Origin of the sequence: Hymenobacter cyanobacteriorum (genome assembly GCF_022631375.1) — a bacterium.
In the GTDB taxonomy this organism is placed as follows: Bacteria; Bacteroidota; Bacteroidia; order Cytophagales; family Hymenobacteraceae; genus Hymenobacter; species Hymenobacter cyanobacteriorum.
The window spans coordinates 1,083,172-1,104,523 of the sequence record NZ_JALBGC010000001.1; the positions used below are offsets into that span (position 1 = coordinate 1,083,172).

Sequence of the window (21,352 nt, forward strand, 5' to 3'; positions counted from 1 at the left end):
CCTCCGCAAACTTCCTTCTAATCCGACTTTCTAATTTATTCCCGGCATGCCGAGTTATTTAGGTGCCATCGGCACTGCCAACCCTGCCCACCGCATTGCTCAGCCGCAGATTGCCGAGTTTATGGCCCGGGCCCTGCAGTTTGGCGAGAGCGACACGCGCAAATTGCGGGCGCTGTACCGGGTTTCGGGCATCGAGCACCGCTACTCGGTGCTGCCCGACTACGGCCGGCCGCTGGGTGAGTACACGTTTTTCCCCAATACCCCCACGCTGGAGCCGTTTCCGAGCGTAGGGCAGCGCATGGCCGCTTACCGCCGCGAAGCGCTGCCGTTGGCCGTGGAAGCGGTGCGCGCCAGCCTGGCCCAGGTGCCCGACGTGGACGCAGCCAGCATCACGCACCTCGTGACGGTGAGCTGCACGGGCATGTACGCGCCGGGGCTGGACATTGAGCTGGTGCAGGCGCTGGGCCTGCGGCCCGACGTGCGCCGCACCTGCGTGAACTTTATGGGCTGCTACGCGGCGGTGAATGCCATCAAGCTGGCCGACGCTTTTTGCCGGGCCGATGCCGGAGCCCGCGTGCTGATTGTGAGCGTGGAGCTGTGCACGCTGCACTTCCAAAAAAGCCCCGAGGAAGACCACCTCATCAGCAACGCGCTGTTTGGCGACGGGGCGGCCGCCTGCCTGGTGCAGGCCCGGCCCCTGCCCGGTGGCGTGCCCAGCCTGTCGCTGGACGGTTTTCATTGCGGGCTGGAGCCCGATGGACACGACGACATGGCCTGGCACATCAACGATTTTGGCTTCGAGATGACGCTGAGCAGCTACGTGCCCAAGCTGATTCAGCGGGGCATTGGGAAGCTGACGGATGGGCTGCTGGCCAGCCTGCCAGTGCAGCTGCGCGACATCCGGCATTTCGCCATTCACCCGGGCGGGCGCAAGATTCTGGAAACCATCGAGGCCGAATTGGGGCTGACGCGCGACGACAACCGCCACGCCTACCGCGTGCTGCGCAACTACGGCAACATGTCGTCGGCCACGGTGTTGTTTGTGCTGCGCGAGGTGCTGGCCGCCGCCACGCCCGCCGACCACGGCGCGCCGGTGCTCAGCTTCGCCTTCGGCCCGGGCCTGACGATGGAGGCCATGCTGCTGGGCCTGTGCGTGGCTCCGGCCACGCGCCACGCCGCCCACCAGCCCGCCACTGAAGTAGCCGAAGTGTTGTCGTAGCGTCCGTGGCCGTGGTTTCTCCCGTACTCTCTCGCCCCGCCCCCGTCGATTTGGCGGTGCGCGCCACTGGCCCCGAGCTGATGGACGACCTGACGCTGGCCACCGAGGCGCTGCGCCAGAATCTCGACGAGCTCGAAACCATCAATACCTGGCTAGGCGGCTACGCGCCGGTGCTGAACGCGCTGGAACGGCTGCGACCGCGCTTTCCGGCTGGCCGGCCGCTGCGCGTGGCCGACCTGGGCAGCGGCGGCGGCGACACGCTGCGCCACGTGGCCCGCTGGGCGCGCAACAACGGCGTGGCGGTGGAGCTAACGGGAATTGACGCCAACGCTTTCATGCTGGAATACGCCACGGCCAAAAGCCGGGCGTTTCCCGAAATCAGCTACCGGCAGTTCGATATTTTCTCGTCCGAGTTTCAGGCCGAGCCGTTCGACATTCTGACTTGCAGCCTGTTCTGCCACCATTTCAGCGACGAGGAGCTGGTGACGCTGCTGCGGCAGTGGCAGGCGCAAGCCGGGCTGGCCGTCATCATCAACGACCTGCACCGGCACTGGCTGGCCTACTACAGCATCAAGTGGCTGACGCGGCTGCTGGGCGGCTCGTACCTAGTGCAGCACGATGCGCCGCTGTCGGTGGCTCGGGCCTTCCGGCGTGCCGATTGGGTGGCGTTGCTGGCACAGGCCGGTATCGTGCGCTACGAGTTGCGCTGGCGCTGGGCGTTTCGCTGGCAGTTGGTGGTTTATCCGGCGGGCAGCCCGGGCTAGGCTACCGTTTGGCAGGCGGGGGTGGGCCCAGTGGTAGCTCAACCGTGTAGAGCACGCGCTCCAGCTGGTCACCCTGCTGGCCGGGCCGGAAGCGCGGCAGGTGGCGCACGGCGGCCAGCACGGCAGCATCGCACTCCGGCCCCAGCCCGCGCACGATGTAGGCGCCGGTGGGCGTGCCGGTAATTTCGACGGTGAAGGCCACGGTTACCGTGCCTTTGCCGCAGCGCTGCCGGGCTGGCGCGGCCAGCACCACTCTTTTCTGAATGGCAGCGATGACGGCCGGGCGGCCGCCGCCGGTTGCCAGCTGGGGCATTTGCGACACGGCCGTGTACGTGTGCTGCCCGGGAGCGTGGGAGTCTTCGTCAAAATCGTCTGTACTGCCCCGCACTGCTATCATTCCCGGCTCGTAGCTGGCCCCTTCGGCATTGGGAGGCATGTTAATCTGCAGCGTTTTGCGGGTGGCAGCGGGTTGGCCGTAGCTGGTGCGGGCGGGTTGCCAAATGGGCATTGTCCGCACGAGGCGCAGGGCTTCCTGGTCGCAGGTGGGGCACAGGCCGTTGTTCACGTAGGCGTCGCGCACGCGGCCGTCCTCTCCCACCACGTAGTTGATTTCAGTTACTCCTTTCTGGCTGCCGTTGGTGACTTCGGCGGGCAGGCGCAGGTTGCTTCGAACGTAGGCCTCCAGGCCCGGGGCCGGGAACTGGGCAAGTTGTCGGAGCTCATATTCGGCATAAACGTGGTCGGGCCGCATCACGGCTATCGGGAAACGGAGCGGCACGGCTACCGGCTGGCCGTTGCGCCGGCCCGGCTGCCACCGGGGCAGCCGGGCCAGTGCCGTTACCACGGCCGCATCGGCTGCCGGACTGATGGAATGCGCGAGCCGCACATTGTAGGCCACGCCGCTGGCTCCCACCGTCAGACAAACCGTTGCGATGCCTTCCTCGTCGTTGGCGCGCAGGTTGGCGGGCAGCACCAAGGCCCGCTGCACCAGGTCGTGGGCAGCGGTGTAGGGGCGGCCATCGGGCAGCCGGGGCATTGCCTCCACCAGCAGCCATTCCTTCGTGCTATCCGGCATCGGGGCCGCTGGGAAGGGGTAATTGGCCGGCCCCAGGTTGGGCTCGCCGGGGGCGTACACGTGCTGCGGGCCCACGAACGGGATGGGCAGGGTCAGCTGCACGGACAGCGGCTGGCCGTTTTGCCGGCCGGGCACCAGCCGGGGCAGCCGGGCCACGGCCGCCAGCACCGCCGCATTGCCGGCCGGCGTGGAGCCCCGGGTGATTTTGGCTTCGCGAATTGCCCCGCTTGGGCCCACCACAAACGTGACCACGCTATAGCCATCGGCAGTGCCGGCGGGCAGCACCAGCAGGCGCTGAATCTGGCGCACGAGGTCATCGCGGCTGCCTCCGCCGGGCAGCGTAGGCATTTGCTCGACGTAGGTGTAGGCGCGGGTCGTGTCGGGCGGGGCACCGCCGGTTTGCGCCATTGCTGAAGCCGGCCCCAGCAAACTTCCCAATAAGCCTGCCAGGGCCACCACCCACCGTTGGACCGCCAGAGCAGCCATTAAAAAGGCACCGGAACGGTGAGCCGCACCGCCACTTTCCGGCCGTTCTGCACGCCTGGGCTGAAGGCGGGCAACTGGCGCACGGCCGCCAGCACGGCCTCGTTGCACACGGCATCTAGGCCGCGCTCGATGTGCGCGTCCTTTATCGCGCCAGCGGCATCGACCGTGAACTGCACCTGTACCTGGCCGCCTGCGCAGCCCTTGGCCGCTTTGCGGGCGATGACGAGGCGCTGCTTAATGGCTTCCTGCACGGCACGGTTGCCGCCACCGCCCGGCAGCTGCGGCATTTGCTCGACGTAGGTGTACACGCGCTGCTCGATTCCGGCAGCCGGCTGCGGGGCAGGCGAGGTTTGCGCCGGAGCAGGGCGCGCCGCCAGCAGCAGAAAACCGGCACTCAGCCGGACCCAGTAGGATGGAAAATTCATACGGCAAGCTACTAATGCCTTAACTGGCAACGCTGTTTTTATTCCCACAAACCGGCCGCCACTCGAAAGGTGTTGGCGTGGGCTTCCACGATGTCGATGATGCCTTCGGAATAGCCGCCGCCCATGCACACCACCACTGGCAGGCCGTGCCGGTGGCAGAGGCCAAGCACCAGCTCATCGCGCCGGCGGCAGCCTGCGCGGGTGAGGGCCAGGTGGCCGAGTTTGTCGGTGGCCAGCACGTCGACGCCGGCGAGGTAGAACACAAAATCGGGCCGTACCTCGGCCAGCAGGCGCGGCAGGGTTTCGGCCAGCAGTGCCAGATACTCGGCGTCGGTGGTGCCATCGGGTAGCGGCAGGTCGAGGTCGGACAGTTCCTTGCGAGCGGGGTAGTTGCGGCCACCGTGCATGGAAAAGGTGAACACGCGCGATTCGTGCCGGAAGATGGCGGCCGTGCCGTTGCCCTGGTGCACGTCGAGGTCCACAATCAGCACCTTGGTGGCGTGGCCGTGGGCCAGCAGCCAAGCAGCGGCGGCAGCCTGGTCGTTCAGCAGGCAAAAGCCTTCGCCCCGGTCGCGGAAGGCGTGGTGCGTGCCGCCGGCAATATTGAAAGCGATGCCGTGCGCCAGCGCCCGCCGCGCGCACTCGATGGTACCGCCGAGGATAGTGATTTCGCGCTCGAACAGCTCTGCCGACCACGGGAAGCCGGTGGCCCGTTCCTCCTGCCGCGTGAGCTGGCCCTGGCGCAGGCGCTGGTAATAGCCGGCATCGTGCACGCGCAGGATGTCCTCATCGGGCGGCGGCTGGGCCACGAAAAAATCGGCCGCCGTGGCCGTGCCCTCGTGCAGGAGCTGCTCGGGCAGCAGCTCGTATTTCAGCATGGGGAAGCGGTGGCCGGCGGGCAGCGGGTGGGCGTAGCAGGGCGCGAAGGCGATGGAAAGCACGAGGAGAATTCAGTGAATAGAAAACAGACAGGAAAGTGGACTGCGATATGTCAGAATCGGAGCATCAAGTACCGTTAGCTGAGAATGTTCAAAGGCCAAACCAGAACGCTACGCAAACAAACCGATAAGCAAAAGCCTGAAAATTATATTTTTCAACCCGATAATAACAGTCACATTCAGCAGGTATGTGTCCTTTATATGGGGCAAAAGAGCCACTAGTTTTGAGACATCTTCCACTTCACCCTTTCAACCAAATCGCATGACCAGATTCTCCCGCCTGCTCTCCGTTGCCCTGCTGCTCGCCACGGTGGGCTCCGTCAACGCCACTTTGCCGGTACGCCCCCTCGCGCCAGGCACTTCCACACCGGTTCGCGTAGCCGACACTTACCAGGACGCTTACCAGCAAGGCCTGCGCGAAACGCTGCAAAACAAGTGCATTGATGGGGTCAATTTCAATTACAACTACGCCCACAACTACGAGCCGCGCGCCCAACAGAACTACGAATACAGCCAAGGCACGCCCGATGAGGATTACTACCGCGGCTACCTCGACGGCCTGCACGAAGGCTACATCGAGCCCGCCTACTGCGGCGGCAGCAACCCGGGCGGCGGTGGCCCAGGCGGCGGGGGCGGCTACACCCCCTGCCCCAATTGCCCGATTGAGCCGCAGCTTTAGGAACCCCCAATTCGGCTCTATAGCCGGCCAGTAAGTAAGGAATTAATCCTCCCGCATAGTCGTCAACTTTTTCCGCATCGGCCCGTTTCAGACTGGCAGCAGCAGCCACGCATTTTGTTCGTTAAGAAATGTGGAAGCAGTTGCTAATCCGGCGGCCGGTGTGCTTCTTGCTGCTGCGAATACGGCCACCAGCTGCTGGCGAAGCTGAGGAAACCCCAGAGACATCACCGAATACCCTGGCCCCTGGCCGGGGTATTTTGGTTTTCGGCTTAGCCAACCGTTTTGGCCCGGCTGGCGGCCATTTTTTTGGCCACGGGCGCGAGTGCCGGCCGCAGCGACGAGCCGCGCACCAGCAGTTCGGGACGCAAGGCCACCTGCCGGGGCGTGAAGCTCTCCCCTTTCGAGTCAATCACCTCCAGTAAGAGCCGCACGGCAGCCTGGCCCATTTCTTCGCAGCGCTGGTCGACGGTGGTAATGTTTGGTTCGGTGACGACCGTGAAAGCCTCATTGCTGAAGCCGGCAATGGCCAGGTCTTCGGGCACGCGCAGGCCCTGGCGGCGGGCTTCCTGCATGGCCCCAAGGGCGCAGTAGTCGCCGGCCGAGAAGATGGCATCGGGCGGGTTGGGCAGGGCCAGCAGCTGGCGCAGGCCGGCCGCGCCCTGCTCCTGCAGCATGTCGGTATAGATGACCATGCTTTCGTCTTCGGGCAGGCCCGCTTCGCGCAGGGCATCGAAATAGCCCTGGCGGCGGTTCCGGTAAATATTCAGGTGCTGCGGACCGGCGAAGTGGGCCACGCGGCGGCAGCCCTGCGCCAGCAAGTGGCGCGTGGAGAGGTAGCCGCCCTCGCGGTCGTCGAGCACCACGGTGTTCACGTTGTCGCCCTCCACCACGCGGTCGAAATACACCAGCGGCAGGCCGCGGCTGCGCAGCTTGTCGAAGTGCTTGTGGTCGAGGGTGGTGCGCGAAAGCGAGACGAGCACGCCCGCCACCTGCGCGCTCAGCAGCGAGTCGAGGTTGCGGCGCTCCTGGGCCACGTCTTCGTTCGACTGGCAGATGATGACGTTGTAGCCGGCCTTGCTGGCGGCGGTTTCGATGCCGTGCACCACCGACGGAAAAAACCGCCCTTCGATGTAGGGCACCACAATGCCGAGCAGCTTGCTCTTGCCCTTGCGCAGGGCCGAGGCCATGTGGTTGGGCTGGTAGTTATACTTTTTGGCCAGCTTGAGCACCTTCTGCTTCATGGCCGGCCCGATGCTGAAATGGTCGCTGAGCGCGCGCGAGATGGTCGTCATCGACACGTTGAGTTCGCGGGCCAGGTCGGCCATCGATACGGGGCTGGAGGTGGTAGCCGCGTCGGGCGCATTTTTTTTTCGGGGAGCCATACAGGGCGGGCTTGGCACAAGAAGGTGCGCGGGAAAGCAGTTGTGTAAAACACCGGGGCGCTTCCCCTTAAAAATCCCCCAAAACTACGCGAATTCAGCAGGTTTCCGCTACTTAAGCGCACAATAATAGTTGTGTAGGGCAGCGCTTATCCGGACTGTTTTGGCGAAAGGTACACCAGATGTAAACGTTTTGCCTTTACTTTACACAATCGATTGTGTCGACAAGGGTTTCAATACAATCGATTTGATAGTACGCACTCACCAGCTGGCGCTACGGGCGCGGCTGCCAGGGTGCTCCTGCTCCATTCGCTTCATCTCAATACTTCCTGCTATGTCCGTTTTCACTCCCGCCCGATTAGCACCGCTGGCCGCCGGCCTGGCCCTGGGCCAGCTGCTCGGCGTGCCCGCCGCTCACGCCCAAACTGCCCCCACCGCCCTCACCGTGCAGGTGAACAAGCCCGGTGCGCCCGTCTCGAAAAGCATGTACGGGCTGTTTTTTGAGGACATCAACTTCGCGGCCGACGGCGGCCTCTACCCCGAGCGGGTGAAGAACAAGTCGTTTGAAACCGACGACCACCTCATCGGCTGGAAGGCGCTGCGCGGCGCGGCCGGCCTGGCCGACTACCGCGTATCGGGCGAAAACCCCATTGGGCCCACCAACAACCATTTCCTGCGCCTGAGCGTGGCCACGGCTAACCCCGATGCCGGCTTCGTGAACGAAGGCTTCCGGGGCATGGGCCTGAAGCAGGATGCGGAGTACACGTTTTCCATCTACCTGCGCCGCGGGGCCGGCAACATCTCGGCCCTGAACGTGACGCTGGAGGAGCCCGGCCGCAGCGGCCCCGGCCCCGAAACGGCCGCCTCGGGCCGCGCCCTGGCCCAGACCCAGATTACCGGCCTCACGAACGAGTGGAAGAAGTACAGCGTGGTAATGAAGCCCACCGGCACCGCCGCCCGCGCCCGCCTGAAACTGACCGTGGAAGGCACCGGCACGCTCGATTTGGACGTCGTTTCGCTGTTTCCGAAAGACACCTGGAACAAGCGCGAGAATGGCCTGCGGCCCGACATCGTGCAGCTGCTCAAGGACATGAAACCCGGTTTCCTGCGCTTCCCCGGCGGCTGCATTGTGGAAGGGCGCACCCTGGCCCAGCGCTACCAGTGGAAGGAAACCATCGGCGACGTGGCGGCCCGCAAGCCGATGATAAACCGCTGGAATACTGAGTTTATCAACAAATTCACCCCCGATTACTACCAGTCGTTCGGCCTGGGCTTCTTCGAATACTTTCAACTCTCGGAAGACATCGGGGCCGAGCCGCTACCGATTCTGAACGTGGGCATGGCCTGCCAGTTCAATTCGGCCGAGCTGGCGCCCATCAGCGCCGCCAAGGGACCGAACGCGGGCACATCCAGCAGCGCGCCAGAGGAGCCGACGCTGGACACATTTATTCAGGATGCGCTCGATTTGATTGAGTTTGCTAACGGCCCCGCCAGCAGCCCTTGGGGCGCGAAGCGCGTGGCCATGGGCCACCCCGCGCCGTTCAACCTGAAGATGATTGGCATCGGCAACGAGCAATGGGGGCCGCAGTACCTGGCGCGCTACGAGCCATTTGCGAAGGCCGTGAAGGCTAAATACCCGGCCATGCAGATTGTGAGCAGCGCCGGCCCCGCGCCCGACGGCGCGCTGTTCGACGCGGCTACAAAGCAGCTGCGCGAGTGGAAAGCCGAGTACGTGGACGAGCACTACTATGCCAGCCCCGAGTGGTTCCGCAAAAACGTGGGCCGCTACGACAACTACCCCACCACGGGCGCGAAAATCTTCGCCGGCGAATACGCCGCCCAGACGGTGGGCATCGCCAGCCCCGACAACAAGAACAGCTGGGATGCTGCCATCTCGGAAGCCGCGTTTATGACTGGCCTGGAGCGCAACGCCGACAAGGTGGCCATGGCCTCTTACGCGCCCATGCTGGCCCACGTGGATGCCTGGCAGTGGACGCCGAACATGATTTGGTTCGACAACCTGCGCACCTACGGCACGCCCAACTACTACGTGCAGAAGCTCTACGCCACCAACAAAGGCACCACCATGCTGCCCGTGCAGCGCGCCGCCAACGCCGCCAACGGCACCGATAACCTCTTCGCCAGCGCCGTGGCCGACGACGGCACCGGCGACATCGTGGTGAAACTGGTGAACTACTCGGCCTCTGCCCGCCCCGTAGCTCTGAGCCTACCCGGCGTGAAAAAGCTCGGCAAAACCGGCAAAGCCACCGTGCTCGCCAGCACCGACCTGAATGCCGTGAACAGCCTCGACCAGCCCCAGAACCTGGCCCCGCAGGAGTCGACGTTCAAAGTATCGTCCTCGAATGTGACCTACACGCTGGCTCCGTACTCGCTCACGGTGCTGCGCATCCCCGGCAAGCGCTAAGCAAAGGCAGGCAGAACGATGTAGAGACGCGACACTTCGCGTCTCGGCGGCCGCACCATGTAAGATGCCATTTGAACGTCATGTTCAACGCCGAGACGCGAAGTGTCGCGTCTCTACATCGTTCTAAAAATCCAGGAAAACCGTTCATGAAAACTGCCAAAACCATCTCCAGCCAGCTGCTGGCGCTACTGCTTCTCGTCGCCTCGCCTGCTGCCCAGGCGCAAGCCCCGGCGCTGCCGCCGGCCGGCAACCCCGTCATCAAAGACAAATACACGGCCGACCCGGCGGCGCTGGTGCACAACGGCACGGTGTACCTCTACGCCGGCCACGACGAAGCGCCCGCCCCCGAGCAACGCTACGTGATGCACGAGTGGCTGTGCTACTCCAGCACCGATATGGTGACGTGGAAAGAGCACCCCTCGCCACTGAACGTGAAGGCGTTTGCCTGGGCCAAGGACGACGCCTGGGCCTCGCAGGTGGTGGAGCGCGGCGGCAAATTCTACTGGTACGCGGCCGTGGAGCACGGCAGCGTGCCGGGCAAAGCCATTGGCGTGGCGGTGTCGGACAGCCCCACCGGACCGTTTAAGGACGCGCGGGGCTCGGCACTGGTGCTCAACAGCCAGACCGAAAGCAAGATTTTCTGGGACGACATCGACCCCACGGTTTTCATCGACAAAAAGAGCGGCCAAGCCTACCTGTACTGGGGCAACTCGCACTGCTACTGGGCCAAATTGAAGCCCAACATGACGGAGTTCGACGGCGAGATTCACCAGGTAACCAACCTGCCGAGCTACACCGAAGCGCCCTGGGTGCACGAGCACAACGGCTGGTACTACCTGAGCTACGCCTGCCAGTTTCCGGAAAAGCTGGCCTACGCCATGAGCCGCAGCATCGAAGGCCCGTGGGTGTTCAAAGGACTGCTGAACGAGGTGGCGGGCAACTCTAACACCAACCACCAGGCCATCATCGAATTCAAAGGCAAGTCGTACTTCGTGTACCACAACGGCAGCATCCCCACCGATGGCGGCAGCTTCCGGCGCTCGGTGTGCATCGACTACCTCTACTACAACCCCGACGGCACCATGAAGCGCGTGGTAATGACGACCGAGGGCGTGCGAGCGGCGAAGTAGGGGGTACTTCAGAACGTTATTATCAGCCTGCTCCGAGTGGCATAAGAAGAACGTCATGCAGAGCGTAGCGAAGCATCTTTACCGCACAACGCAATCCAATCGCAAGGATTAGTGACAGCGGTAAAGATGCCTCAGCTTCGCTCAGCATGACGTTCTTGTTTTTCCTACCAATCCTCTCCCCAATCCATGTTCAAATCCGTACTCACGGCGGCCCTGCTGCTCCTAAGCGGTGGCTTCTCCGCAATGGCACAAGCGCCAGCCGCAGCGGCGGCGCCCAGTATCGTTATCGAAACCGAGCACGTGAGCCTGGTGCTGACCGTGGGCGAGAATCACAAGCTCTACCAGCGCTACCTGGGCGCGAAGCTGCCCAACGCGGCCGACTACGCGCCCCTACCCTTCCGCCACGAAGCCTACGTGCCGGTCGGCACCGACAACCTGTTTGAGCCCGCCCTGCGCGTAGTGCACGCCGACGGCAACCCCTCGCTGGCGCTGGAATTCGTGAACGTGCAAACCCAGCCCGCCGCCGATGGCGTGGCCCGCACCACCATTCGCCTGCGCGACCCCAAGTACCCGGTGGACGTGCGGCTGAACTTCGTGGCTTTTACCAAAGAGGATGTTATTGATACCTGGATGGAGGTGGTGCACCGCGAAGAAAAGCCGGTGACACTCACCAACTACGCCTCGGCAATGCTGCATTTCGATGCCCGGCAGTACTGGCTAAGCCAGTTCCACGGCGACTGGGCCGAGGAGGCCAAGCAGCAGGACAGCCAGCTCACCAGCGGCATCAAGGTGATTGATACCAAGCTGGGCACCCGCGCCGGCTGGTACCAGACGCCCAGCTTCTTCCTGGCCCTCGACAAGCCCGCCGACGAAACCAGCGGCGAGGTGCTGGCCGGCTCGCTGGCCTGGACGGGCAATTTCCGGCTGGCGTTTGAGGTGGATAACCAAGAGGCCCTGCGCGTGTCGGCCGGCATCAATCCCTACGCCTCGGAATACACGCTGCCCGCGGGTCAGCCGTTCGTCACGCCCGAATTCATCTTCACCTACAGCACCACCGGCAAGGGCCAGGCCTCGCGCAACCTGCACCGCTGGGCGCGCCGCCACGGCGGCACGTTGGATGGCACCCAGCCGCGCCTCACGCTGCTAAACAACTGGGAAGCCACGTTTTTTGATTTCAACGAAACCAAGCTCGATGGGCTGATGGGCGACGCGGCGAAGCTGGGCGTCGATTTATTCCTACTCGACGACGGCTGGTTTGGCAACAAGTACCCGCGCAAAGACGACAGCCAGGGCCTCGGCGACTGGCAGCCCACCGCCGCTAAGCTGCCCAACGGCGTGGGCCACCTCGTGCAAACCGCTACCAAAGAAGGCATCAAATTCGGCATCTGGCTGGAGCCCGAAATGGTGAATCCCAAAAGCGCCCTGGCCGAGCAGCACCCCGACTGGCTCCTCAAACTCCCCAACCGCCCCGACGACCTCTACCGCAACCAATTGGTGCTCGACCTGACGAACCCGAAGGTGCAAGATTTCGTGTACCGGACCGTGGACGAGCAGCTTGGCCAGGGCGTGGCTTACGTGAAGTGGGACTGCAACCGCATGATTAGCAGCGGCTATTCGCAGTATTTGGGTAAAGACCAGTCGCACCTGTACGTCGACTACGTGCGCGGCCTGAACCGCGTGATGGCCCGTGTGCGCTCAAAATACCCGCACACGCCCATGATGCTCTGCTCGGGCGGCGGTGCCCGCGCCGATTACGGGAGTTTGCCCTATTTCACCGAGTTCTGGGCCTCCGACAACACCGACGCCTTCGAGCGCATCTTCATTCAGTGGGGCTTCTCCAATTTCTTCCCTTCGAACACCATCGCCAGCCACGTTACCAACTGGAACCGCAGCCACAGCCTGAAATTCCGCACCGACGTGGCCATGATGGGCAAGCTCGGCTACGACATCGAAGTGGATAAAATGACGCCCGACGAGCTCAAATTCAGCCAGCAGGCGGTGCAGGATTACAAGCGCCTGAGCCCCGTCATCTGGCAGGGCGACCAGTTCCGGCTACGCTCGCCCTACGAGGGCAACCAGGCCGCGCTCATGTACGTGGCCGAAAACCAACGCCAGGCCGTGCTCTTCGGCTACAACCTGCACACCCGCTTCCTCGAAACCGTGCGCCCGGTGAAGCTGCAGGGCCTGGACGCCGCCCGCCGCTACCGCCTCACCGAAATCAACCTGATGCCCGGCCAGAAATCCACGCTGCCCGCCAGTGGCCAGACGTATTCCGGCAGCTACCTGATGCAAGTCGGCGTGCTGGTTTCGGATGGCGAAGCGAAACCGCTGACGAGCCACGTGTTCGAACTGGTGACGGAATAGCTGTAGCACGAACTTTTAGTTCGCGGGTGAGCGGAGCGAACATTCAGAACTGCACTGCACACGCAATGCTCGCTCCGCTCGCTCGCGGACTACAAAGTCCGCGCTACAGCAAAAAAGGCGCGCATCCCCCATCGGGAATGCGCGCCTTTTCACTTAATCTAAAACCGTACTATTCCTGCACGAAGCGGGTTTGCTGCACGAAATCGCCTTGCGTCATGCGCACCAGGTAGAGGCCGGAGGCCAGCGAGGCGTTGTTCAAATCAATGGGGTTGCCGCCGGTTACCAGCGAGGTATTCTGGCGGTACACCGGGCGGCCGAGGGCATCAATTACTTCGATGGCGGCGGCCCCGGGGCGCTGGGCCTCTACGCGCAGGCGCAGGGCCTGGCCGCGGCCGGCGGGGTTGGGGTAAGCTTGCAGCCAGAGCACTTCACCGGCCGCATTTTTGGTGGCCAGGGCCGTGCGCGTGAGCGTCCAGCGCTGGGCGGGCTCGAAGCCATTGTCGTCGAATAGGTTCACCTGCGCACCCGGGGCGGCGCTGGCAAAACCTACTTCCAGCACCTGCGAAATGCCCTGGGCGTTGGCCGAGTTTTTCAGGGTGAATTTGTAGCGGCCGTTGCTGTTAGGGTCGGTGATGAACCAGCGCTGAGCGTCGTCGTTGGTGGTTACCAACACGTTCTGCTCGATGCGGGTATTCACGGCTTTCGACAGGCCGACGGTCTGCACGTACTGCACAGTGCCTTTGTGGCGCAGTTTGTAGGAACCATCGGTTTGCGACTCGAACACAAACTGCTGGCCGTCGTTGGCGTTTTCGCCCCACTGGCCGAGCAGGGCGCCGGCGGTGGTCAGGTTGCGGTCCACATCGAGGCAAAGCGGCGAGCCAGCGGGCACGCCGAAGGCCGTAGCCGAAGCATCGGCTACCACGCCGTAGTGCGTGAGGCGGTAGGTGGCGCCGTTGCTGATAGTGGTGACCTGGGCCTGGGCCGAGGTGCCGCCAACGAGCAGGCCCAAAGCGGCCAATGCCCCGAAGAGTACAGATTTTTTCATGGGAATTTGAAGAATAAATGATGGGAATGAAAGTCGGATGCTGGCCCCTCCGGGCCCTTACCGACTCCGCTGATGAGCGCCGGCTACCCGACAAATGTAACGTTCCGCAATCGATTTTCACAAACGATTGTGTAAATTATTTTCGTAGCTTTGCCCGCACCCATTAACACGTTACCCTCATGAGTATCCGCCACACCTCATCCATTGCACAATCGTTTATGCCTGTAATCTACCGGCTAAGCTGGGTGCTGTGGCTGAGCCTGTTTGGCGCGGGGGCGCCGGTGGCAGCGCAGGTGGCCCCGGGCCCCATTCCGGTGCACGACCCGGTGCTGATTCGGCAAAACGGCACCTACTACCTGTTCGGCACCGGGCCGGGCATCGCGGTATGGTCGTCGGCCGACCGCCAGACCTGGAAGCGCGAGAAGCCGGTGTTTGCCAGCGCGCCGGCTTGGGCCACGCAGGCGGTGCCGGGCTTCCGCGACAACCACATCTGGGCGCCCGATATTTCGGTGCACAACGGCGTGTACTACCTGTTCTACTCGGTGTCGGCGTTTGGCAAAAACACGTCGTGCATCGGCCTGGCCACCTCCCCCACCCTCGACCCCGCCGCCCCCAACTTCAAGTGGACCGACCACGGGCGCGTGATTCAGTCGGTACCGGGGCGCGACCTGTGGAACGCCATCGACCCCAACCTGATACGCGACGAAGCTGGGCGGCCCTGGCTCACGTTTGGCTCGTTCTGGGCGGGCATCAAGCTGGTGCAGCTGCGGCCCGACCTCACCGGCCCGGCCCAGCCCGAGCAGTGGCGCACGCTGGCCCGCCGCCCGCGCAACCCGCAGCTCAACGACTCGCTGCCCGGCGACGGGGCCATCGAAGCGCCGTTCCTGTTCCGCAAGGGCGAATATTACTACCTGTTCACCTCGTTCGACTACTGCTGCCGCGGGCCGCAGAGCACCTACAAAATGGTGGTGGGCCGCTCCAATACCCTCACCGGCCCCTACCTCGACAAAGCCGGCCAGGACCTGGCCCAGGGCGGCGGCTCGCTGCTGCTGGCGGGCGACAAAAACTGGTACGGCCTGGGCCACAATGCCGTGGCTACTTTCGACGGCACCGACTACCTCGTTTTTCACGCCTACGACGCCGCCGACAAGGGCCGCTCGAAGCTGCGCATCGAGCCGCTGGGCTGGGATGCGGCCGGCTGGCCGGTGGTGAAGCCATAGCGCAGCTTCTTTTGAATAGCAACACAATCGATTGTGTTAAGCTACCAAATTCACCACGGCCCAATAACCTGACATTTCCAACCACCAAAAACCCACCGCATGCAACTGTTTCTACGTTTTTTGCCCGCTCGCCGGGCCATCACCCACTTCGCCGGTAGTACCCGGCAATGGGCTTTTTTTCTCCTGCTACTGCTGGGCATTGGCGCGTCGCAAACGGCCGCGGCGCTGCAAGGCTCACCCGGCTCGCACGACCCCGGCAGCATTGTGAAGGAGGGCAATAAGTACTGGATGTTCACGACCGGCGACGGTATTTACGCGGCGTATTCCACCGATTTGATTAAGTGGACGCCGGGGCCGCAAACCATCTTCCCGGTGGGCACCTGGCCGGCCTGGATTAACACGGCAGTGCCGGGCTTCGCGGGCAATTTCTGGGCCCCAGAGTGCATTTTCATGAACGGGAAGTATTATATGTACTACTCGTGCTCCACGTTTGGCTCTCCGAAATCGGCCATCGGCGTGGCGACCTCGCCCACGCTCGACCCTACGGCGGCCAACTACAAGTGGACGGATTTGGGGCAGGTGGCGGCTTCGAGCACCAGCACCAACGTCAACGCCATCGACCCGGCCATTCTGAAAAACAGCGACGGCCGGCTCTGGATGTACTACGGCTCTTTCAACGGCGGCCTGGGTGTGCTGGAATTGAACCCGACGACCGGCCTTAAAAAAGTAGGCGTTTCGACCCTGGTAATTGCCGGCAACACCACTACCGGCACCCGCGACTGGGAGGCGGCCTACGTGGTGAAGGAAAACGGTTACTTCTATTTCTACGCCAACCGGGGGCTGTGCTGCAAAGGCACCAGCAGCACCTACAAAATTGTGGTGGGCCGCTCGGCCAGCCCCACCGGACCGTTTCTGGACCGCAACGGCAATGCCCTCACCGCCACCAATGCGGCGGCGGTTTCGGGCAGCGTGGGCACGGTGGTGCTGGGCACGTCGGGACGCTACATCGGGCCGGGCCACTTCGGCCTGCTGCGCGATAATGGCGTCAACATCGCGTCGATGCACTACTACGATGGCACCGACAACGGCGCGCCCAAGCTCGACCTCGCCAACCTGAAATACGATGCCAGCGCCTGGCCCATCATTTCGCGCGACTGGCTGGCGGGCAGCCGCTACAAAATCACCAACCTGAACAGCGGGCTGTGCTGGGATTCGTGGGGCTGCACGGCCGGCCTGGGCGAGCGCATCGCGCAGGGCACCTGGGCCAACCTCACCTGCCAGAAATGGGATTTCGTGCCGATGGGCGACGGCTTCTACAAGATTGCCAATGCCCTGAACGGCAACCGCGTGGCCGACCTGGCCAACTGCACCAACGCCAACGGCACCACCATCGGCATCTGGGATTGGCTGAACAACGATTGCCAGAAAATGAAGGTGGAGCGCGCCGCCGACGGCTCGTTCGTATTCAGCCCGGCCGCCGCCAGCAACCGCGTGATTGAGGTGCCCGGCGCATCGACCACCGTGGGCCTGCAGCTGGCGCTGTTCGACTACGGCGGGTTCACCTGCCAGCGCTGGACCATCGAAACCCCGCCCGCCACCTGGACCGGTGCCACCTCCACCGCCTGGGCCGAGCCTGGCAACTGGAGCACTGCCACCGTGCCCACCGCCGCCGATAACGCTTACATTCCGGCCGGCGTAGCCAACGCGCCCATGCTGGCCAGCGGCACGGGCGCGGCCAACAACGTCACCATCGCGCCCGGCACCACACTGGCGCTGGGCAGCGGCACCACCCTGCAAGTGAGCGGCAACTGGACCAACTACGGCACCGCCACGCTCGACGGCGCGGTAGAATTCGTTGGCCCCACGGTGCAAACCGTGGGCGGCACGGCGGCTACCACTTTCAGCACTGCTACCGTGAACAAGCCTGGCAGCACCCTGCTCCTGGCCCGCGACCTGCCCGTGAGCACCGCCCTCACGCTTAGCAACGGCACCCTCAATACCACGGCCGATTTCAAGGTGGCCCTGGCCGCCACGGCCAGCCTCAGCGAAACGGACGACAGCTACGTCATCGGCAACGCCGAAACCACGCGCCTGCTCGATACGCCCGGCGCGGGCAGCAGCTTCGGCGGCCTGGGCCTTACGCTCGTGCCCAACGCGGCCAGCGCGGTTCTGCCCGGCAGCACCATGGTGCGCCGCGTGACGGGCACGCCACCAGCGGGCGTAAATGGCCGCGTGGGCATCAGCCGCTATTTTGATATCCAGCCGACTACCAACGCGGGCCTGAACGTAGACCTGACCTTCGGTTATTTCGCCCACGAGCTGGCCAACATTCCGGCCGCTAATCTGGTGCTGTTCAAATCGACCACCGGCCCTGCCGGCCCCTGGACGGCCCAGCGCCCGGCTACGGCCGGCCCCGGCACCATCACCCGAACCGGCCTCGCCGACTTCTCCGTCTGGACGCTGGGCGATGCCGCCAACCCGCTGCCGGTAGAGCTGACGGCCTTCGCCGCCACCGCCGACGGCCCGGCCGCCGTGCGCCTGAGCTGGGCCACCGCATCGGAGAAAAACAGCGCCAGCTTCGGCATCGAGCGCAGCATCGACGGCGCGACTTACGCCGCCGTGGGCACCGTGGCCGCCGCCGGCACCAGCAGCGCCGCCCGCAGCTACAGCTTCTCCGATACCAGGCTGCCCAGCGCCGCCACGCTCTACTACCGCCTGCGCCAAACCGACCTCGACGGCGCTGTGGCCTACTCGCCCGTGCGCGCCGTGGAGCGTGCCGTTTCGGCCGAGTCCGCCCGCCTGCAATCCTACCCCAACCCGGCCCACAACGCCGTACGCGTGGTGCTGAACGGCCCCGCCGCACCGCTGCAGTTGTTCGATGCGCTGGGCCGCCAGGTGCGCACCCAGCCTGCCCCGGCCGCCGGCACCGAGGCCACGATTTCGCTCACGGGCCTGCCCGCCGGCCTCTACGTGCTGCGCTGCGGCGCGCTGCACCAGCGCCTGACGGTGGAATAAGGCTGCTCGCAATGAATTAAAAAGGGGCTGACCAATTGGTCAGCCCCTTTTTTTGTAGAGACGCGACACTTCGCGTCTCCGGGGCCGGGCAATTTGCATAGTCCAACGCCGAGACGCGACACTTCGCGTCTCTACATTCGTGCGAATAACAACGCTACAGCGCCGGGTCCACGCCCACGTTAGTCATCACCACTTTTTGCATGGTGCTATCAGCATTGTAGCGTAGATAGTCGATGCAGACCGAACGCCGAAAGTCGCCGCCGGTGGGCAGCCCCCCGTTGTGGTAGATGATATAGGACTTGCCTTTGAAGTCGATAATGGCTTGGTGGTTGGTATTGGAATTGGTGGCTAAGTCGTTCAGAATACCCTTGTAGGTCCAGGGGCCTTCGGGGCTGCGGCTCATGGCGTAGGCCAGCTTTTCGGGGAACTCGCTGGCGTAGCTGAGGTAGTACCACGCGCCGCGCTGATGCAGCCAGGGCGCTTCGGTATAGGCAGGCAGCGGCACGGTCTGGATGGGGCCGTCGAGCTCGGTCATGTTCGCCTTCAGCTTGGCCCAGTAGCAGGCAGTGTTGCCCCAATACAGGTAAGCCTGGCCGCTTTTGGCGATGAACACCGTGGGGTCGATGTCGTCGAATGTGCTGTTCACGGCCGTGGTCATGTTGTTGGTGATGAGGGCTGTGCCGCGCGCGTCCGTGAATGGGCCGGTGGGGCTGTTGGCCACGGCCACGCCAATGGCCTTGCCTGGCACGGTGCGGTGGTCCACGGTGGCGTACCAGTAGAATTTGCCGTTGCGCTCAATCACCTGCGAGGCCCAGGCATCGGCCCGCGCCCAGGTGAAAGTGCTCACGCGCAGCGGCACGGGCTGCTCGGTCCAGGTCACCATATCGGGCGAGGAGTAGCAGAGCCACTCGTTCATCACGTAGCCCTGCTGGCCCGCGGCGGCCTCGTCGTGCCCCGCGTAGATGTACACCATGCCGTTGGCCACCAGCGCCGCCGGGTCGGCCGTGAATTTGTCTTTCACAATCGGGTTGCGAAACACGGGGGCCACGCCCGGCACGAATGGCGCAGGTTTCTCCTTTTGGCATGCCGTGGCCAGGGCTAAAATGGCCGCCAGGGCCGACAAATGGGTTTTCATGGGCAGGAAGGATTAGGTTATATCTAGTTGGAAAGTATTTTTTGGATGTCATCCTGAGCGCAGCGAAGGACCTTACCACGTTCGTACCATTCGATTTACCGCCAATTACTCTGACGTGATAAGGTCCTTCGCTGCGCTCAGGATGACAGGCGTTTTTTAGCATCGCCAGCCACCTAAGCTAACCCTATTTCCCGCCCTGCGAAATCCGGTACATCCGCGCGCCGTGCCGCCGCACGAAAGGCGCAAACTCGCCCGCGGCAGTCGAGACTTTACCCGTCCACAGGTCGCGCACGGTGCAAGTACCTTGCAGCCCCAGTTGCGCCAGCGCCACCGGAATCTGCACCGAATCGGCCGGGGCCGGGCGCAATGGGCTTTTGGTAAACACCAGGAATTGCAGCGTACCGCCGGTGTTCTGCGCCGCGCCGGCCTGGTCGAGCCCGGCCATGGCCCGGAAACGGGTATAGCCGGCCGGCAGCGCGTACTCAATCAGCGAGTTGGCGTGCGTGCCGATGCCCTGCGCGTAGGTTTTGCTGCCCACGATGAGCGGCGCGCCCGACACGCTTTTATTCACCGTGGCCTGGCCCCAGCCGGCGGTGGCGCTTTGCCAGGGCAGTTCGGCGAGGCTTTTAGTAGCCGGGCCGTTGCTGAGGGTCGGGTTCAGCCAGTCGGCGTGGTCCCAGGCAATGCCGTCGCCACCGTCGCGCACGTTCAGGTAAAGCCTGGTGGCGCCGCTGATGTCCACGTCCACGGGCTGACTTTGGCCGGGCGTTTGGCGGGTGATGAGCGGGCTGGCCCAGGCGGCTTCGCTGGCGGGGGCCAGCTCTTGGTCCTGGGCATTGAAGAGGGCCAGGAATTTGTCGCCGGTGGCGGGGTCGTCGGCCGTCCAGGCCACGAGGTCGCCGCGCCGGAATAGCTGGCGGTTGTGCGTGCTGCGGTGATGCATCGCCAGCACGTTTTGGTTGGTGAGCAAGCTGAGCGTGAAGGCATCGTTGCTGGGCAGGTCGCCGCCGAACATCAGCGGCGAGCGGAAAATGCTCCACAGCGTCATCAGCGTGTACTGCTCGTCGCGGGTGAAGCGGCTCATGCGGTCGTCGCCCCGCTCGGCCCGGATGCCCAGGCGGCCCAGCGGCAGCATGTCCGCATCGGGGTACGCACCGGGCCGGATGTGCGGGGCCCAGCGGTTGCACACCTCGAAGTGCTCCTTCAGCTGCTCCCAGCTGTCCCAGAAATCGCCCACCGTGCGCCACATGTTGGCATTGGCAGCTACGTGCTGCGCCTCCGCAACCGGCGTTTCGCCGGGCGAGGTACTGAACACAATTTTGCGCCCCGACTTGTCAATGGCCCGCCGAATCATCTCCACTTCGGGCTTGTGATATGGCTCCGAAAGGTCGTCCACTTTCACAAAATCGAGCCCCCACGAGGCGTAGAGCTTGAACAGCGAGTCGTAGTATTCCTGCGCGCCCGGCCCGGCCTTCACCGTGTACATGTCGTGCAGCCAGCCCGCCTGCCCCTCCTTCGTGTAGATGTCGGCCGCCGTAAGCTTGGTGCCGAGAATGGGCAGCTTGCGCTGCACGGCCACCACCGGCACGCCGCGCATGATGTGAATGCCGAATTTCAGCCCCTGGCCGTGCAGATAATCCGCCAGCGGCTTGAAGCCTTTGCCCCCGGCAGCCGACGGAAACCGGTTCACGGCCGGCACGAAGCGGCCGTAAGCATCGAGGTTCCAGTCGGGGTTTTTCTCGTTATAGCCGTGGGCCGTGTCGTTGCCCACGTACCAGCGAATGTCAACCACCACGTATTCCCAGCCGCTGCTTTTGAGGTTGCGGGCCATGTAGTCGGCGTTGGCGCGCACTTCGGCTTCGGTCACGGTGGGGCCGTAGCAGTCCCAGCTGTTCCAGCCCATCGGGGGCGTGGGCGCCCAGGCGTGGAAGTCGGACTTGGCGGCGGGCGCGGCTTTTTGGGCCGCCAGCGGTTGGCTGGCGAGTCCAGCGAGCAGCGTCAGGGCGAGGGCGTTGCGGCGGAAGGTCGAGGGCATTGTGGGTGATTGGTGGCG

The 21,352-nt window shown here is 64.0% G+C and carries 15 protein-coding genes; 8 read left to right on the top strand and 7 right to left on the bottom strand.

Annotation, left to right across the window (positions count from 1 at the left end):
* Positions 1 to 46: 46 nt before the first annotated feature.
* Both MON38_RS04620 and MON38_RS04625 read left to right on the top strand, forming a co-directional pair.
* The gene (locus tag MON38_RS04620; protein ID WP_241934959.1) at positions 47 to 1,219 is read left to right on the top strand and encodes a type III polyketide synthase; all 1,173 of its coding nucleotides are present in this window, start codon (positions 47 to 49) and stop codon (positions 1,217 to 1,219) included.
* A gap of 11 nt (positions 1,220 to 1,230) precedes the next feature.
* Positions 1,231 to 1,983 carry a methyltransferase domain-containing protein gene (locus MON38_RS04625; RefSeq protein ID WP_241934960.1) on the top strand — a complete coding sequence of 251 codons (753 nt, stop codon included), beginning with the start codon at positions 1,231 to 1,233 and terminating at the stop codon, positions 1,981 to 1,983.
* A gap of 1 nt (position 1,984) precedes the next feature.
* Here MON38_RS04625 and MON38_RS04630 read toward each other — a convergent pair whose 3' ends face one another.
* From MON38_RS04630 to MON38_RS04640, 3 genes are read right to left on the bottom strand one after another with little or no spacing between them, the layout of a single operon-like run.
* Entirely contained in the window at positions 1,985 to 3,544 is a 1,560-nt protein-coding gene (locus MON38_RS04630; RefSeq protein WP_241934961.1) for an energy transducer TonB, read from the bottom strand.
* Entirely contained in the window at positions 3,544 to 3,969 is a 426-nt protein-coding gene (locus MON38_RS04635; protein ID WP_241934962.1) for an energy transducer TonB, read from the bottom strand. Before MON38_RS04635 ends, MON38_RS04630 begins: the two co-directional genes overlap by 1 nt.
* 38 nt (positions 3,970 to 4,007) lie before the next feature.
* Entirely contained in the window at positions 4,008 to 4,910 is a 903-nt protein-coding gene (locus MON38_RS04640; protein WP_241934963.1) for a histone deacetylase family protein, read from the bottom strand.
* A 259-nt stretch (positions 4,911 to 5,169) separates the two neighbouring features.
* Between MON38_RS04640 and MON38_RS04645 the strand changes: the two genes are divergently transcribed.
* Entirely contained in the window at positions 5,170 to 5,586 is a 417-nt protein-coding gene (locus MON38_RS04645) for a hypothetical protein (protein ID WP_241934964.1), read from the top strand.
* Positions 5,587 to 5,855: 269 nt separating this feature from the next.
* On the opposite strand, the gene MON38_RS04650 is transcribed toward MON38_RS04645, so the two are convergent.
* On the bottom strand, positions 5,856 to 6,968 hold the full coding sequence (locus tag MON38_RS04650) for a LacI family DNA-binding transcriptional regulator (protein WP_241934965.1): 1,113 nt from the start codon (positions 6,966 to 6,968) through the stop codon (positions 5,856 to 5,858).
* Between the two features lie 331 nt (positions 6,969 to 7,299).
* On the opposite strand from MON38_RS04650, the gene MON38_RS04655 reads away from it, so the two are divergent.
* From MON38_RS04655 to MON38_RS04665, 3 genes are all read left to right on the top strand, one after another.
* Positions 7,300 to 9,390, top strand: coding sequence for an alpha-L-arabinofuranosidase C-terminal domain-containing protein (locus MON38_RS04655; protein WP_241934966.1), 2,091 nt, complete (start codon positions 7,300 to 7,302; stop codon positions 9,388 to 9,390).
* 146 nt (positions 9,391 to 9,536) lie between these two features.
* Positions 9,537 to 10,520: a glycoside hydrolase family 43 protein gene (locus MON38_RS04660; RefSeq protein WP_241934967.1), complete on the top strand. Its 984-nt coding sequence runs from the start codon at positions 9,537 to 9,539 to the stop codon at positions 10,518 to 10,520.
* Between the two features lie 186 nt (positions 10,521 to 10,706).
* Positions 10,707 to 12,884, top strand: coding sequence for an alpha-galactosidase (locus tag MON38_RS04665; RefSeq protein ID WP_241934968.1), 2,178 nt, complete (start codon positions 10,707 to 10,709; stop codon positions 12,882 to 12,884).
* A 169-nt stretch (positions 12,885 to 13,053) separates the two neighbouring features.
* Here the strand turns inward: MON38_RS04665 and MON38_RS04670 are convergent, their stop codons facing one another.
* Positions 13,054 to 13,929, bottom strand: coding sequence for an RICIN domain-containing protein (locus tag MON38_RS04670; protein ID WP_241934969.1), 876 nt, complete (start codon positions 13,927 to 13,929; stop codon positions 13,054 to 13,056).
* Between the two features lie 218 nt (positions 13,930 to 14,147).
* Between MON38_RS04670 and MON38_RS04675 the strand changes: the two genes are divergently transcribed.
* Together MON38_RS04675 and MON38_RS04680 are read left to right on the top strand one after the other, a co-directional pair.
* Entirely contained in the window at positions 14,148 to 15,149 is a 1,002-nt protein-coding gene (locus MON38_RS04675; protein WP_241934970.1) for an arabinan endo-1,5-alpha-L-arabinosidase, read from the top strand.
* Positions 15,150 to 15,248: 99 nt separating this feature from the next.
* On the top strand, positions 15,249 to 18,164 hold the full coding sequence (locus MON38_RS04680) for a family 43 glycosylhydrolase (RefSeq protein WP_241934971.1): 2,916 nt from the start codon (positions 15,249 to 15,251) through the stop codon (positions 18,162 to 18,164).
* A gap of 154 nt (positions 18,165 to 18,318) precedes the next feature.
* Here MON38_RS04680 and MON38_RS04685 read toward each other — a convergent pair whose 3' ends face one another.
* Together MON38_RS04685 and MON38_RS04690 are read right to left on the bottom strand one after the other, a co-directional pair.
* Entirely contained in the window at positions 18,319 to 19,299 is a 981-nt protein-coding gene (locus MON38_RS04685; protein WP_241934972.1) for a glycoside hydrolase family 43 protein, read from the bottom strand.
* Between the two features lie 184 nt (positions 19,300 to 19,483).
* Entirely contained in the window at positions 19,484 to 21,334 is a 1,851-nt protein-coding gene (locus MON38_RS04690) for an NPCBM/NEW2 domain-containing protein (RefSeq protein ID WP_241934973.1), read from the bottom strand.
* Positions 21,335 to 21,352: the final 18 nt, after the last annotated feature.

Coding starts and splice junctions, on each gene's coding strand:
- MON38_RS04620 (WP_241934959.1), top strand. CDS start 47: ATGCCGAGTTATTTAGGTGCCATCGGCACTGCCAACCCTGCCCACCGC.
- MON38_RS04630 (WP_241934961.1), bottom strand. CDS start 3,544: ATGGCTGCTCTGGCGGTCCAACGGTGGGTGGTGGCCCTGGCAGGCTTA.
- MON38_RS04635 (WP_241934962.1), bottom strand. CDS start 3,969: ATGAATTTTCCATCCTACTGGGTCCGGCTGAGTGCCGGTTTTCTGCTG.
- MON38_RS04645 (WP_241934964.1), top strand. CDS start 5,170: ATGACCAGATTCTCCCGCCTGCTCTCCGTTGCCCTGCTGCTCGCCACG.
- MON38_RS04650 (WP_241934965.1), bottom strand. CDS start 6,968: ATGGCTCCCCGAAAAAAAAATGCGCCCGACGCGGCTACCACCTCCAGC.
- MON38_RS04655 (WP_241934966.1), top strand. CDS start 7,300: ATGTCCGTTTTCACTCCCGCCCGATTAGCACCGCTGGCCGCCGGCCTG.
- MON38_RS04660 (WP_241934967.1), top strand. CDS start 9,537: ATGAAAACTGCCAAAACCATCTCCAGCCAGCTGCTGGCGCTACTGCTT.
- MON38_RS04665 (WP_241934968.1), top strand. CDS start 10,707: ATGTTCAAATCCGTACTCACGGCGGCCCTGCTGCTCCTAAGCGGTGGC.
- MON38_RS04670 (WP_241934969.1), bottom strand. CDS start 13,929: ATGAAAAAATCTGTACTCTTCGGGGCATTGGCCGCTTTGGGCCTGCTC.
- MON38_RS04675 (WP_241934970.1), top strand. CDS start 14,148: ATGCCTGTAATCTACCGGCTAAGCTGGGTGCTGTGGCTGAGCCTGTTT.
- MON38_RS04680 (WP_241934971.1), top strand. CDS start 15,249: ATGCAACTGTTTCTACGTTTTTTGCCCGCTCGCCGGGCCATCACCCAC.
- MON38_RS04685 (WP_241934972.1), bottom strand. CDS start 19,299: ATGAAAACCCATTTGTCGGCCCTGGCGGCCATTTTAGCCCTGGCCACG.
- MON38_RS04690 (WP_241934973.1), bottom strand. CDS start 21,334: ATGCCCTCGACCTTCCGCCGCAACGCCCTCGCCCTGACGCTGCTCGCT.